14 protein-coding genes are annotated in these 14,160 nt (G+C 32.4%); 13 read left to right on the top strand and 1 reads right to left on the bottom strand.

Translation table 11 applies throughout. The features are described 5' to 3' along the window. Nucleotides 1-139: 139 nt before the first annotated feature. Nucleotides 140-406: a GlsB/YeaQ/YmgE family stress response membrane protein gene (locus E0D87_RS00325; protein ID WP_004835262.1), complete on the top strand. Its 267-nt coding sequence runs from the start codon at nucleotides 140-142 to the stop codon at nucleotides 404-406. A gap of 62 nt (nucleotides 407-468) precedes the next feature. Here the strand turns inward: E0D87_RS00325 and E0D87_RS00320 are convergent, their stop codons facing one another. Then, nucleotides 469-3,447, bottom strand: a complete 2,979-nt coding sequence (locus tag E0D87_RS00320; protein ID WP_130818882.1) for a transglycosylase domain-containing protein — start codon at nucleotides 3,445-3,447, stop codon at nucleotides 469-471. Nucleotides 3,448-3,575: 128 nt separating this feature from the next. On the opposite strand from E0D87_RS00320, the gene hflX reads away from it, so the two are divergent. The 12 genes from hflX to ftsZ all read left to right on the top strand — a co-directional run bounded on the left by hflX (nucleotide 3,576) and on the right by ftsZ (nucleotide 14,160). Beyond that, complete coding sequence (gene hflX / locus E0D87_RS00315) at nucleotides 3,576-4,814, top strand: GTPase HflX (protein ID WP_130818881.1); 1,239 nt, start codon at nucleotides 3,576-3,578, stop codon at nucleotides 4,812-4,814. Beyond that, the gene (locus E0D87_RS00310) at nucleotides 4,789-5,427 is read left to right on the top strand and encodes a YigZ family protein (RefSeq protein WP_130818880.1); all 639 of its coding nucleotides are present in this window, start codon (nucleotides 4,789-4,791) and stop codon (nucleotides 5,425-5,427) included. The genes hflX and E0D87_RS00310 overlap by 26 nt, the downstream gene beginning before the upstream one ends. Before the next feature lie 8 nt (nucleotides 5,428-5,435). Further along, nucleotides 5,436-6,158, top strand: coding sequence for a YebC/PmpR family DNA-binding transcriptional regulator (locus E0D87_RS00305; RefSeq protein WP_130818879.1), 723 nt, complete (start codon nucleotides 5,436-5,438; stop codon nucleotides 6,156-6,158). A 14-nt stretch (nucleotides 6,159-6,172) separates the two neighbouring features. Then, entirely contained in the window at nucleotides 6,173-6,985 is an 813-nt protein-coding gene (lgt, locus tag E0D87_RS00300) for a prolipoprotein diacylglyceryl transferase (protein WP_130818878.1), read from the top strand. A gap of 130 nt (nucleotides 6,986-7,115) precedes the next feature. Next, nucleotides 7,116-7,529 (top strand): division/cell wall cluster transcriptional repressor MraZ, encoded by a 414-nt coding sequence (gene mraZ, locus E0D87_RS00295; protein ID WP_130818877.1) that lies wholly within the window; start codon nucleotides 7,116-7,118, stop codon nucleotides 7,527-7,529. Nucleotide 7,530: 1 nt separating this feature from the next. Then, nucleotides 7,531-8,451: a 16S rRNA (cytosine(1402)-N(4))-methyltransferase RsmH gene (rsmH, locus tag E0D87_RS00290; protein ID WP_130818876.1), complete on the top strand. Its 921-nt coding sequence runs from the start codon at nucleotides 7,531-7,533 to the stop codon at nucleotides 8,449-8,451. Nucleotides 8,452-8,453: 2 nt separating this feature from the next. Then, nucleotides 8,454-8,849 carry a hypothetical protein gene (locus E0D87_RS00285; protein WP_130818875.1) on the top strand — a complete coding sequence of 132 codons (396 nt, stop codon included), beginning with the start codon at nucleotides 8,454-8,456 and terminating at the stop codon, nucleotides 8,847-8,849. 3 nt (nucleotides 8,850-8,852) lie between these two features. Continuing rightward, on the top strand, nucleotides 8,853-9,800 hold the full coding sequence (gene mraY, locus E0D87_RS00280; RefSeq protein ID WP_130818874.1) for a phospho-N-acetylmuramoyl-pentapeptide-transferase: 948 nt from the start codon (nucleotides 8,853-8,855) through the stop codon (nucleotides 9,798-9,800). Then, entirely contained in the window at nucleotides 9,797-11,125 is a 1,329-nt protein-coding gene (gene murD / locus E0D87_RS00275; protein WP_130818873.1) for a UDP-N-acetylmuramoyl-L-alanine--D-glutamate ligase, read from the top strand. The genes mraY and murD overlap by 4 nt, the downstream gene beginning before the upstream one ends. Continuing rightward, complete coding sequence (gene murG / locus E0D87_RS00270) at nucleotides 11,122-12,213, top strand: undecaprenyldiphospho-muramoylpentapeptide beta-N-acetylglucosaminyltransferase (protein ID WP_130818872.1); 1,092 nt, start codon at nucleotides 11,122-11,124, stop codon at nucleotides 12,211-12,213. Before murD ends, murG begins: the two co-directional genes overlap by 4 nt. Continuing rightward, nucleotides 12,203-13,039 (top strand): cell division protein FtsQ/DivIB, encoded by an 837-nt coding sequence (locus E0D87_RS00265; protein WP_130818871.1) that lies wholly within the window; start codon nucleotides 12,203-12,205, stop codon nucleotides 13,037-13,039. The genes murG and E0D87_RS00265 overlap by 11 nt, the downstream gene beginning before the upstream one ends. A 35-nt stretch (nucleotides 13,040-13,074) precedes the next feature. Continuing rightward, nucleotides 13,075-14,160 (top strand): cell division protein FtsZ, encoded by a 1,086-nt coding sequence (gene ftsZ / locus E0D87_RS00260; protein WP_130818870.1) that lies wholly within the window; start codon nucleotides 13,075-13,077, stop codon nucleotides 14,158-14,160.

Below are 14,160 nucleotides of genomic sequence, written 5' to 3'. Positions count from 1 at the left end.
TAAACTACTATTTATAGGTATATTGTACTTGCATTTCAGAAAAATGTTTAACCTAGCAAAAACTGGATATAAATATAATACCAACTTGGTAAATTAAATATTAAAAAATACAAATAAAAAGTATTTGAAAGGAGAAAATATGGGACAATATGGAATTATAGCTTCAATTATTATAGGAGCAATTGCAGGATGGATTGCAAGTAAAATAATGGGTAAAGACGCTCAAATGGGTGGATTTGCTAATATTATAGTAGGTATCCTAGGTGGAGGAATTGGTAACTGGTTATTTATGAAGTTGTTCAACTCATCTGCAACAAACCTTGCTATGCAAATAATATATGCTGTCATTGGTGCAGTAATCTTGTTATTCATAGTTGGCAAAATTATGGATGCAAGCAAAAAATAATAAAGCAAAGTAATTTAAAACTTCCCATCATTGATGGGAAGTTTTTCGTATGCTCAATTTATTTAATTGTAACCACCCCAGCCACCATAACCGGAGTTGTTTGGATTTGAATCTGTATTGAAAGACTTTAGATCAGAGGAGTTTTCTTCAGGATTTGTATTTTCATTTTCATTTTGGCTATTTTCGTCTTTTTCTTTCGCTTCTTTATCCTTGTCCTTATCCTTATCCTTATCTTTGTCTTTATCCTTGTCCTTGTCTTTTTCTTCTACTTTTGGTGGTTCGTACACAAGAGTAGAGTAAGCTTTTGGCATTCTGTAAGCCCAATCTTTTGGATATATTCCATTAAATTTGTTAGGATCATACTCATTTTTTAGAACCATTACAGATCTTGTTTGAGTATAAAACTTTGGTGTTACATTGCTAGCTAGAAGGTTATTTCTTGAATCAATGTATGCCCACTCATGAACATCATCTTCTTCTTTAGGGTAGTTATTTGGACCGAAGATTTCTTCTTTTACAGTGCCTCTGTAATCAGCATATGAAGCTTCTGTTGGAAGTTTACCACTAATGGTATCAACCTTCATATGTTTGATTCCACTAGGTTCTTCAAAGCTTTTAGCTTCATAACCTGCTAGAATTTCATTGTTTATCGCATTCCACATATAAGCAGCATTGTCTACACTGTTTCCACGTAACTTCAAGCTTTGGTTATCAGCGCCCATCCAGAATCCAACAGTGTAATAAGGAGTATAACCAACACACCAGAAGTCGGTATTATTGTCTGTTGTTCCTGTTTTTGTAGCGAAGTCAATTCCGTTAAGGTGGATATTTTCATAATATTCACCAGCAGATTGAAGGGCAGATGTAACCTGATATGCTGTTTCAGGACTTGTTACTTCATGTTTTATTATATTTTCATCATCAAATAAAACATTTCCTTGCGAATCCTCAATTTTTGAAAATGTCAAAGGTTCATTGTATTTTCCTTCATTGGCAAGAGCTGCAAAGGCTGCTGTCATATCAAGGTTTGTCAAACCATGACTCATAGCTCCAAGACCCATAGCAGCTAAATTTTCATCATTTGTGTCAGGATCTTCTTCTTTGGTTACAAAATTATCATTATTCTCTCTAATTATTCCAAAATTCTTAAGGTATTCAAGACTCTTATCTATACCTACAGTGTCCAAAGTTTTAACAGCTATTGTATTAATACTCATCTTTATGGCATCTCTAATAGGTGTTACTCCTAGATAATAGTCATAAATATTCTTTGGCCAAGGAGTACCTTCTTCATTTAGTTCAAATGGTACATCATCCATGCCAGTAGCAAGGTTAAATCCGTTGTCGAGAGCTGCAGTATAGGTCGCGATTGGCTTAATTGATGAACCAGGTTGTCGTGGCACAGCACTTGCTCTATCTAGGATATTTATTCCTTCTTGATCTCTACCGCCCATCAGTGCCTTAATGTGACCTGTTTTTTGGTCAATAACAACAGATGATGATTGAGGTTGGATTACACCATTAAGATCAATATCGTAGAAGTCTTTATTAATGCTGTATGATCCATCTTCATGGTCTATTAAGATATTACTATTGTTTTCTAGATATTTTTTACTAATTATTATATCGTCATTATCATTCGCATAGACGTATTCATTTGATTGAAACTCTATTATCCCAGTTCTGTGGGTTCTTAAGTTTGAATTTTCTTCATCTAAACTGTAGAAGTTCTCAAATATTAGGTTTGTTTGATCTAGTCTACACTTGTATGAAGATATTACGAAGTTTCCTTCTTCATCAAACCAAGCCTCATTTGGATTTAGATAAATATCATTATTATCATCTAGTAAATTTGACTTGCTATAATATAGAACAGATCCACTAGAGTTTATAATATTTCCCCAATTATCATAAGAGAGACTTAGAATTGGAGCATATCCCAATCCTTGACTATTACCGATAAGATATTCTGAAAAGTTCGCATAAATATCCTCCAGTTGGCCTTGGATATTTTCATCAACAGTTGTTGTGATTTTAAGACCACCATAGTATAGCTTATCCCAAGCTTGACTTTCAGAAATATTTTGAGTTTCCATTAGCTTTCTTACAACTTGTTTTTCCAAAAGAGAGTTGAAATAGCTTGCAATTTTAGATTTCTTTCTCTCAGCAGGTTCAACTGTTTCTGCTACATCAAAATTTATAGCTTCATTGTATTCTTCTTCAGTTATCTTTTTGTTTTCGAGCATTTTATCAAGAACATATTTTTCTCTTTCATAAGGAGCTTTATTGTAGACTGCAGAATATTTGCTACCATCTATTGAAAACTCTCCCAAAACTCTTTGATCTGTAACTTCACTAGTTCTTATTGATTTATACAAAGAATTTTCTGAAGGGGACTGAACTATACCAGCGAGAGTCGCACATTGAGCTAAGTTAAGCTCAGAAACATCTTTATTGAAATATGTTTTTGCTGCAGCTTGGACACCGAAAGAATTTTGACCCATAAACACTCTGTTTAGATAAGCCCCAAGTATTTCGTCTTTATCTAGATATTTTTCAATCTCTAAAGCTAAATATATCTCTCTGATCTTTCTTTCAAAAGTTTGATCGTTAGAAAGGTATGTATTTCTTGCGAGCTGTTGAGTAATTGTAGATCCACCTCTTACAATTGATCCTGCCTTTAAGTTTTCAAAGGCTGAACCTATGATAGACATAGGATCTATACCATTGTGTTTATAAAATCTTTCATCTTCAACTGCGACAAATGCATTTTTCAAATTCTCTGGTATTTCATCATAATCAACTATCTGTCTGTATTCGCTTGTAGCTATCGAATCGACTTCATTTCCATCTTCATCCACTATCGTTGAGTTTTGACTCATCTCGTATTTTATACTGTTAGCATCAATGTCTGGAGCTGTTTTCATAACTTCAATTACTGCTCCACCCATCATACCTGCTAAAACTACTCCGAGTCCTGCTACAAATAATATAACAACTAATATTATTTTCCCAACAAGGGTGGCAAGTTTTTTATGCATAATGCCTCCATGTTATTTTCATATTATTATAGATAATATTATTTTATCATTTTTAAGTAAATACTTCCACAATTGTTAGCTTTTATAAATACTCTTGATGTCGTATAGTTAAGATAGAAAGGAAGTTTATGCAAAAAGTAATACAAGTAAATGTAGTAAACAAAGATGATGATCTTGATAATAAGATCTACGAATTAGAATCTTTAATTAATACAGCTGGTGGTGAGACTGTTGCCTACGTTTCACAAAATATATCAAAAGTTAATCCGAGATTTTATATAGGCAAGGGCAAAGTAGAAGAAATAATGGATCTTGCCCAAAAAAATGATATAGATACAGTTATTTTTGATGTTGAGCTGTCAGCAAGTCAATTATACAACCTTGAAGAAGAAACTAAGCTTCACATTGTTGACTGGACTACTCTTATCTTAGATATCTTTGCTATGAGAGCAAATACTAGAGAATCCAGACTTAAAATTAAACTTGCTCAGCTAAAATATCAACTACCAAGGATTAATAAATGGTTTTCTTATCTTTCCAGACAAGCAGGTGGAATAGGTACAAGAGGACCTGGAGAAACAATGCTTGAAACTGATAAGCGTGCGATAGTTAGGGATATAAAATCTTTAGAGAAAGCCTTAAAAGATGTAGAAAAGACTAAAAGAATAAATAGACTATCTCGTAAGGATATCCACAATATTTCGCTTGTGGGATATACTAATGCTGGAAAATCCACCATATTAAATGGGATGTTAAGATTATTTGGTGAGGAGAAATTCGTCTATTCAGACGACCTTCTTTTTGCAACTCTTGATACATCTACAAGAAGACTTGATTTTTCAAATACAAAAGTAACCTTGACAGATACAGTAGGCTTTATAGATAATCTTTCAGATGAGTTAACGGATTCTTTCTTAACAACCCTAGATGAAGTTAGATTTGCAGATATGCTACTGATAGTAATAGATTCATCACACAATATAGACAATCAAATAGAAACTATAGAAAATTCACTAAAAGACATAGAAATTGGTAATAAGGAAATTCTATATGTTTTTAATAAGATGGATAAGGTAGATGATGAATTTTCTGTTAGCCTATACAAGAGAGATGCAAATAAAATATATATATCAGCTCACAAAGATGATGATCTAGTTAGGCTAAAAGAAGAAATTGTAGCAATAATAAAAGAAGATTATGAGCTAGTTGATATGCATATTCCTTTTTCCGATGGCAAAATTATGGATTATTTGATGAGTAATTACGATATCTTAAAAAGAGAATATGATGAAAGTGGTAGTAGGCTTACCTTAGAGATAAGCAAAGAGGATTATGCCAAGTATGACAGATATATTGAAAAATTATAGGACTATTGAGGGTGATAAACAATCTGAATTTGAAGAAGAAAAATCACGATTTATTACAAATGCAAGATTTGTAGAAACTGAAGAAGAAGCCATAGATTTCATAGAGGAAATAAGAGAAATCCACAAGCAAGCTACTCACAACTGTTACGCCTATATAATAAATGAACTACCAGAAATAAAAAGATACTCAGATGATGGGGAACCTCAAGGATCTGCGGGTCTTCCGATGTTATCAGTTTTAGAAAAAGAAAATGTAAGAAATGTAGCAGTTGTGGTTACAAGATATTTTGGTGGGAAACTTCTTGGAAAAGGAGGACTAGTAAGAGCTTATTCTAGGGGAGTAGCTGATACGATCTCACCAAATGTAGTTTGTAAGAGAGAGTATTTTGTAGTAGAATTAATTCATTCGTATACGGTATTGGGTCTTATCGAAAACTACATAAATGAAAATAATTTTTTAGTTATAGATAAGGATTTTACGGATGAGGTCAAAATCAAAATCTATGTAAGAGTAGACGAATTTGAAAAGTTTGAAAAAGACCTAATCAATCTAACCAGTGCCAATATTACTATAAATAACATAAAAAGTGTAATGCTATTTGAAGAAAACTAGGAGGAAATATGTCAGGACATAATAAGTGGAGCAAGATTAAAAATAAAAAAGGTAGTGAAGATGCAAAAAAAGGAAAAATCTTCACAAAACACGCTAGAAATATTACAGTAGCAGCCAAAGAAGGTGGAGTTAATCCTGATTACAACCCAGCCTTAAAGACAGCTATTGAAAAGGCAAAGGCTGATAACATGCCAAATGATAATATAGATAGAGCTATCAAAAAGGCAGCTGGCGATGATGCATCAGATAACTTTGAAAGAATAATTTATGAAGGTTATGGACCAGGCGGGGTAGCCATAATAGTAGATTGCCTAACAGATAATAAGAATAGAACAGCTCCTGATGTAAGACATGCTTTTGATAAAAACGGAGGAAATCTTGGAACTGATGGATCTGTAATGTTTATGTTCGATAGAAAAGGTGATATCATAGTAAATAGCGAAGACAAAGATTTTGATGAATTCATGATGGATGCACTAGAAGCAGGCTGTGAAGATGTTAAAGATATGGGAGAGTTTTTCGAAGCTATAACAGATGTCCAAGCTTTCAATGATGCAAATGATAACTTGAAAGAAGCTGGTTACAAGGTTGAGAGCGCAGATATTTCATATCTTGCACAAAATTTAATTAAAGTAGACGATGAAGATCAAAAATCAAAACTTACCAAGTTAATAGACACTCTAGAAGATAACGACGATGTTCAAGAAGTCTATTCAAACTGGGATGACTAAGGCGAGGCTAGGTTATGGAATTTAATATAAATCCTGTTGCATTTAGGATCTTTGGTGTAGAAATTTACTGGTATGCGATAATAATTGTAACTGGGATAATCATAGCAGCTCAATTTGCCAAAAAAGAATTTGTCAAAAGAGGTTTTGACGATGACTTTATTTATGATATTCTCTTTGTAGTTTTGCCTATAGGAATACTTGGAGCTAGATTTTGGTATGTTTTATTTGAATGGGATTATTATGGAGCAAATCCATCACAGATTCTAAACTTTAGAGCAGGTGGACTAGCCATTCATGGTGGTATATTATTTGGAAGTATTGCTTTATTTATATACGCCAAGAAAAAGCAAATTCCAATAATAGACCTAATGGATGTGATGGTTCCTTCATTAGTTCTTGCTCAAGGAATAGGCCGTTGGGGTAACTTTGCCAACTCCGAAGCTCATGGTGGACCAACTAATCTTCCTTGGGGAATTGTAATAGATGGTGTAAAGGTTCACCCAACATTTTTGTATGAGTCTCTAGGGGATGTTTTAATTTTCTTATTTTTAATAAATTATAGGAAGAAAAATCCGTCTAAGGGTAAGCAAACTGCAATATACTTTATGGCTTATGGGGTATTGAGATTTTTTGTAGAAGGATTAAGAACTGATTCCTTGTATATAGGATCTCTAAGAACAGCTCAACTTGTAAGTATCGTATATTTTATCCTGGGTTTAGGGCTTTTTATCTGGGCGATGAAGAAAAATCTCCCACCATACTATAATAAAATTAGCAAGGATAATAAAGAAGCAGGCAAAAAAGACAGAATAGTGAAATTTAAATGAAAATAACTAGATGATTTTAGATTATTAATGTTTTAAGTCGACTATGAGGTCGGCTTTTTTTGTTGCAAATATCTTTGTTATAGGATAAAATGATTATAAAGTGGATGTTAGTGGTAGAAGGTGGTAGAAAATGTTTTTAGGTGAATTCACTCACAAAGTAGATTCTAAAAATAGAATAATGATGCCTAGTGAATTTAGAGAAAATCTAAAGGGAGATTTCTACATCACAAAAGGACCAGAACATTCTCTTATAATTTATACAGAAGAAGAATTTGTAAAACAATCGCATAAGTTAGACGAAAAAATAAATGAAAGCAAAAAAAATAGAGCCATAAAAAGGCTGTTTTTCTCATCTACAGTTAAAATGAGTCTTGACAAACAAGGAAGAATTTTATTAAATAAGAACCTCAAAGATTATAGTGGAATCAAAGATGAGGCTATGATTATTGGAAATAACACAACCATAGAGTTATGGGATAGAGAAAGATGGCAGGCATATATTGATGAAGTAGAGGTGAATTTGTCCGATATAATGGATGAATAAGATGAAATTTGAACATATACCAGTTATTGCAACTGAAACTATAGAAAATTTGAATATAAAACCTGATGGTGTCTATTTAGATTTAACCCTAGGAAAAGGCGGACATTCTAAAATGATTTTGGAAAGACTTTCTAATGAAGGGATATTAATAGCACTAGATCAGGATAAAGAAGCCATTGAAGCAGCCAAGGAAAACTTAAAAGATTTTTCTAATGTTATCTTTGTAAATAGTAACTTTGAAAAAATCGATGAAGTATTAAGAGACCTTGGCTTTGATTATATAGATGGGGCTTTGATGGACATTGGCGTAAGTTCATACCAAATAGACAACGCTGATAGAGGTTTTTCTTATATGAAAGACGGTCCGTTGGATATGAGGATGAACCAAGAAAATGAGTTAACAGCAGAGATAATTGTCAATGAATACTCTCAGGATGAGCTAGAGAAAATATTTTTTGAATATGGCGAGGAGAAGTTCTCAAGACTTATTGCAAAAAATATTATTAAGGCAAGAGAAGATTATAGGATAGATACTACCTTTAAATTGAAAGATATAGTTACTAAATCTATAAAATCTAACGAAGCCCATCCTGAAAAGAGAGTATTTCAAGCCCTAAGGATTGAAGTTAATAGAGAATTAGATGTTTTAAAAGATACTATAGATAAGGTTGTCGACCACTTAAATAAAGATGGAAGGCTTGCTATCATAACATTTCATTCGCTAGAAGATAGGATTGTTAAAAATAAATTTAAGGATTTGGCGACGGATTGCATTTGCCCACCAGAATTTCCTGTGTGTGTTTGCAATCACAAAGCAAAGGTAAAGATTATAACAAGAAAGCCAATTACAGCTAGTAAAAAAGAACTAGAAGAAAACTCGAGAGCAAAACCTGCCAAGCTAAGAGTTTGTCAAAGGATATAAAAATGGAAGAAAGAGCACCAAATATTACAAATAAAAATAGAAAAAGGAAAAGACTTAAGGTAAAAGAAAACAGTAGAAAAAATCAGGCTAGAAAAATCCAAGAGCTAAAGAAAAAAGATAAAAAGTTTAAGCTTTTAGTATCAAGTCTTTGTTTTCTTGTCGTTTTATCCTTGGCAGTTTCTGCCTTTCTTAAACAAAGAAGCTTGCAAGCTAGACGATATGAGTATAATACATTGAAGGCGGATATAATCTCATACGAACTACAGAGGGATAGGTTAAGTCAAAAATTAGAAAATACTATTGATATCAACAAAATTCAAAGATATGCCCTAGAAGATTTGGGAATGGTTTATAGGGATAAAGATAACACCGTCAAATTAAATGTAGATAGGAAATAATTTATGAACAAATATTTATTAATTATTATAAGCATACTCGTAAGTTTGGGACTTGGTTTGTTGATTCTTCCAATCCTTAAAAGAAGAAAAATAGGACAAAATATAAGAGACGTAGGTCCAAAGAGTCATTATTCGAAGGCAGGAACTCCAACAATGGGTGGTATCATTTTTATGATAGCTACACTTATCTTATCGTTAGTGTTTTTAGATTTTAACCTACAAAATGCAATTCTGATAATTTCTATGTTAGGATTTGGTGCAATAGGATTTATAGATGACTTTAGAAAACTTGTGCTTAAGCAATCAGAAGGATTAAGCCCAAAGGGAAAATTGGTTCTCCAATTTGCTCTTGCTGTTATTATTACAGTTATGGCATTTATAAATGATAGAGATAGTATTGAGCTATTTAGAATACCATTTACAAACTTCGATTTAAAACTTGGCATACTTGGTATTCCTCTTATGATCTTCATAATTGTAGGAACAACTAATGCGACAAACTTAACAGATGGTCTTGATGGACTACTAGCAAGCGTATCTGTTCCAGTGTTTATAACTCTTGCTATAATTGGTAAAGGCACAGATAATGAATTATTTTCTTATATTATGATGGGTACACTTTTAGGTTTCTTATTCTTTAATTCAAATCCAGCATCAGTATTTATGGGTGATACTGGATCTATGGCCATAGGCGGGGCAGTTGTAGCCTTATCTATAGTTTTAAGAATACCAATATATCTAATAATATTTGGTGGGATTTATGTTATGGAAACTTTGTCTGTAATAATTCAAGTATTAAGCTACAGACATAGAAATAAAAAGAGAGTATTTCTTATGACTCCAATCCACCATCATTTCGAACTAAAAGGATATAAAGAAGCAAAAATAGTAGTATCATTTACAGTAGTATCTGTAATTTTATGTATGATAACATTGGCGGCATTAGTATGAAAAAAGTTTTAGTATATGGCTTAGGACTAACGGGCATATCTTCAGTAAAAACACTAGAAAAAGAGGGATATGAAGTATATACCTATGACAAAAATAAAAAAAATGTTAAGGAATTAGAGGGCTATAAGTATAGCCCTATTTCTGATTTAGAAATAGATACGATTCCATATGATTTTGTAGTTAAATCTCCAGGCATTCCTCCTCATGATGAAATAGTTAAAAGACTTTCAAGGAAATATGAAATTATTTCTGACATAGAGCTTTCTTATAGGCTATTTCCTGATGCAAAAATTATTTCTATAACAGGTACAAATGGCAAAACATCAACTACATCTATGGTGACTCACATATTAAATGAATCAGGCATAAAAGCTATATCTGTAGGAAATATTGGAGAAGGAATTTTGTGGCAGATGGCTACAAACAAAGATGCTGTGTTTGTATGCGAACTTTCAAGCTTCCAACTTCATGATGTTAAAAATTATAAGCCTAAAATAGCTACTATAACAAACATAAGTGAAGATCATATTGATTGGCACGGAACATTTGATGATTATATTAACTCCAAGATAAGTATAAGCAAGAATCAAGATAAAGATGATTATATAATAATAAATCACGAAGATGAAATCTTACAAGATCATAAATCTTCTTATAAGGCTAAAATATACGAATTTTCATCTAAAAATGAGGTCGAAAGAGGAATTTTCTTAAAAGAATCCACAATTTATTTAAAAGATGAAAAGATAGAAAAATTAATTGATGTTGATGATTTATTAGTAATAGGTAATCATAATTATGAAAATATTATGGCAGCAAGCCTTTGTGCTTACCTGTTTGGTATTGATATTTCAGATATAAAAAATGCCTTAAAGACCTTTAAATCAATTGAACATAGGCTTGAATATGTGGATGCCATTTCGGGTGTTAAAGTATATAACGATTCAAAAGGAACAAATGTCGATAGTTCTGTTAAGGCCATAGAAAGTTTTAATGATCCAATTATCATAATAGCTGGAGGTTACAATAAACATATTGATTATTCTGCATATGTTAAGGCCTTCAAAAAAAAGGGTAAATTCATGGTGATAATGGGAGAGACTTCTGACATTTTAGCAAACTTATGCAAAGAAGAAGGAGTTTCTTATATTAAAGCAAATGATATGAAAGAGGCAGTAGACATATCGTTTGATCATGCAAGTGATGGTGATGTGATATTGTTATCACCTGCTAGTGCATCTTGGGATATGTACAAAAACTTTGAGCTAAGAGGTGAGGACTTCAAAGCTAAAGTCTTAGAATATAAAAAAAGGAAGATTAAATGAGAGTAATTATTTCTGGTGGTGGTACTGGAGGACATATTTATCCAGCCATAGCCATAGCACAAAAGCTAGAAAAAGAAATAAAAGATACTGAGATTTTGTATGTAGGAATAAAAGGTGGACCAGAAGAATCTATAGCCAAAAAATATGGCTACCAATTCGTAGACCTACCAGGTATGGGAATTCCTAGAAAAATTAATAAAAAATTATTTATATCACTGATTAAAAATCTAAAAGGATTTAACAAAGCTAAAAAAATAATCAAAGAATATAAGCCAGATTTTGTTATAGGAACTGGGGGATATGTTTGTGCTCCAATACTATATCAAGCAAGCAAAAAGCACATACCAAGTGTAGTTCATGAGTCAAATTCATATCCAGGTGTAGCTTCCAAATTTTTATCTAATAAAGTTGACAAGGTTCTAATTTCCTACAAAGAGGCGAAGAAACACTTTAAACACACTGAAAATATAGTAGTTACTGGAAATCCTGTGAGGACAAATTTCAACCTAAAATACACTTACGAAGATCTAGATAAGTTAGGTATCAAAAAAGATAGGCCAGTAGTATTTTCTTTCGGTGGTAGCAATGGTTCTTATTTCATGAATGAGGCTGTAAAAGATTTATCTAAGAAATTAGATGGGTCATATTATCTTCTTCATCAAACTGGAAATAGGTATTATGATGATTTTATAGAAGGAAGTGAAAAATCTCCATACTTAAAAGTCTTTCCATATATTGATAACATTGATCTTTTTTATGGTGTTAGCGATTTGATAATAGCTTCTTCTGGAGCTATGAGTCTATCAGAAATATCTGCAGTATCAAAAGCATCTATTCTAATACCTAAATCATACACTACGGAAAATCACCAACAGTTTAATGCTGAAACCTATGTCAAAAACGGTGCATCAGAAATGATTTTAGAAAAAGAATTATCTGGAGACGTTTTAGATCATAAGATTAAAGAGATTGTTAGTGATAAAGAAAAGATAAAGAATATGGGAGTTAACGCTCATAAATTAGCTGATGAAGATGCTGGGGATAAAATATTTAAGATAATAGAGGAGCTAGTAAACAATGAAGGATAATAGAAAATCTACAAATACTAGAAAAGCGACTCGACATAGAGATACTAGAAACCAAGGCTCTTATAATAATGACAGTCCTAGAAAGGTAAGACCTAATAAAAGAAAGGGCAAGATTTTTAACAAAAGATTCGTTGGATTTCTTGTTTTTATTGGGATTTTAACAATTATTATAAATACTCTAAGACATCCTTACCTAAAGATTGGTCAGGTTTTTGTTGAAGGAAATGAAAGAATCCAAGTAACAGATGTTATTTCGAGAATTGAAAATCCAGTGGGCAAAAATATTTTATTCTATAATACCAAAAAACAAGAAAAGAAACTTATAGAAACTGATACTATAGAAAAGGCTGAGGTTACTAAAAAGTTTCCTAAAGTAATAAATATTAAAATAAGTGAAATTTACCCAGAATTTTATATAGAAGATGATGATAAAATAACTTACTTGTCTAATAAAGTAAGCATCTTAGAAGATGATAAGTTATCTAATAATCTCAAAGATTCTTTAATCAAGATAAATGTTGCTTCAGCAAGTGAGAAAGGCATCAAAGAATTTAGTCAAGATGCTGATTACAAAGAATTTATTAGCAAACTTAAAAAAACTTCTTATATGGATTCTATTAGTGAATTAAATTTGGAAAACAAGGCGCATATTGGTATAATAGTTAAAGATATAGTAGTTGATTTTGGCAACATGGATGAAATTACCTACAAGCTCGGCTTGCTAGAATCAATATTAAAGGATGTAGAAAGTAAGGACCAAGATGTTTCTTCTATTAATTTAACAAATGGAAAGAAACCAATAGTTGAAATAAACGAAGGTTCTTAATATAAAATTATCTTATTAGAAAAATGGGGGAAAGTATGGCAAACATTAACATGGACATGGATAACGGCTCTTTAGCTAAAATCAAAGTTATAGGTGTTGGTGGCGGTGGAAACAACGCTATCAGCCGAATGAGAGAAAGTGGTTTATCAGGAGTAGAATTTTTAGCACTAAACACTGATCTACAAACTCTACAAGAGTCAAATGCAGATGTAAGACTTCAAATTGGTGAAAAGCTTACAAGAGGACTTGGAGCAGGAGCTAATCCAGAAGTTGGAGAAAAGGCTGCAGAAGAATCTAAGAATGAAATATCTGATGCTATAAAAGGTGCAGATATGATATTTATTACTGCTGGTATGGGTGGTGGAACAGGAACAGGTGCCGCTCCAGTAGTTGCAAAAGTAGCTAAAGAAATGGAAATTCTTACAGTTGGTGTTGTAACAAAGCCATTTACTTTTGAAGGTAGAAAAAGACAAACTCAAGCTGAAGGTGGAATCGAAAGACTTAAGGAAAATGTAGATACACTTATCACAATTCCTAACGATAGACTTCTTCAAATCGTAGAAAAAAGAACATCTATGGTAGATGCTTTCAAGATGGCAGACCAAGTTCTTATGGATGCTGTAAGTGGTATATCTGAGCTAATCGCTGTACCTAATGTAATTAACCTTGACTTTGCTGACGTTGAATCAATCATGTCAGATCAAGGTATAGCTCACATGGGTATTGGTAGAGCAAATGGCGAAAATAGAGCTGTTGAAGCTGCCAAGGCTGCTATTAATTCTCCACTACTTGAAACAAGCATTGAAGGTGCTAATGCAGTATTATTAAATGTAACTGCAGCAGAAGTTGGACTAATGGAAGCGAATGAAGCAGCAGAATTAATCAGAGACAATATAGACTCAGATGCAAACATCATCTTTGGTGTTGGTAGTGATGATTCTCTAGGAGATGATATCAAGATTACTGTTATTGCAACAGGTTTTGATAACCCAACTCCACAAAGAAGACAAGCTCCATCTGCTAGAAGAAGCTCAGATGATTTGAATGCTCCACAAAGATCAACTAACAAAAAATCATCAAATCCTTTTGATGACTTTGATTTGCCAGATTTCTTAAAATAA

This window comes from Anaerococcus vaginimassiliensis (assembly GCF_900626155.1).
Classification (GTDB): Bacteria; Bacillota; Clostridia; order Tissierellales; family Peptoniphilaceae; genus Anaerococcus; species Anaerococcus vaginimassiliensis.
This window is presented reverse-complemented; position numbering and strand designations above follow the sequence as displayed.

Coding starts and splice junctions, on each gene's coding strand:
- E0D87_RS00325 (WP_004835262.1), top strand. CDS start 140: ATGGGACAATATGGAATTATAGCTTCAATTATTATAGGAGCAATTGCA.
- E0D87_RS00320 (WP_130818882.1), bottom strand. CDS start 3,447: ATGCATAAAAAACTTGCCACCCTTGTTGGGAAAATAATATTAGTTGTT.
- hflX (WP_130818881.1), top strand. CDS start 3,576: ATGCAAAAAGTAATACAAGTAAATGTAGTAAACAAAGATGATGATCTT.
- E0D87_RS00310 (WP_130818880.1), top strand. CDS start 4,789: ATGACAGATATATTGAAAAATTATAGGACTATTGAGGGTGATAAACAA.
- E0D87_RS00305 (WP_130818879.1), top strand. CDS start 5,436: ATGTCAGGACATAATAAGTGGAGCAAGATTAAAAATAAAAAAGGTAGT.
- lgt (WP_130818878.1), top strand. CDS start 6,173: ATGGAATTTAATATAAATCCTGTTGCATTTAGGATCTTTGGTGTAGAA.
- mraZ (WP_130818877.1), top strand. CDS start 7,116: ATGTTTTTAGGTGAATTCACTCACAAAGTAGATTCTAAAAATAGAATA.
- rsmH (WP_130818876.1), top strand. CDS start 7,531: ATGAAATTTGAACATATACCAGTTATTGCAACTGAAACTATAGAAAAT.
- E0D87_RS00285 (WP_130818875.1), top strand. CDS start 8,454: ATGGAAGAAAGAGCACCAAATATTACAAATAAAAATAGAAAAAGGAAA.
- mraY (WP_130818874.1), top strand. CDS start 8,853: ATGAACAAATATTTATTAATTATTATAAGCATACTCGTAAGTTTGGGA.
- murD (WP_130818873.1), top strand. CDS start 9,797: ATGAAAAAAGTTTTAGTATATGGCTTAGGACTAACGGGCATATCTTCA.
- murG (WP_130818872.1), top strand. CDS start 11,122: ATGAGAGTAATTATTTCTGGTGGTGGTACTGGAGGACATATTTATCCA.
- E0D87_RS00265 (WP_130818871.1), top strand. CDS start 12,203: ATGAAGGATAATAGAAAATCTACAAATACTAGAAAAGCGACTCGACAT.
- ftsZ (WP_130818870.1), top strand. CDS start 13,075: ATGGCAAACATTAACATGGACATGGATAACGGCTCTTTAGCTAAAATC.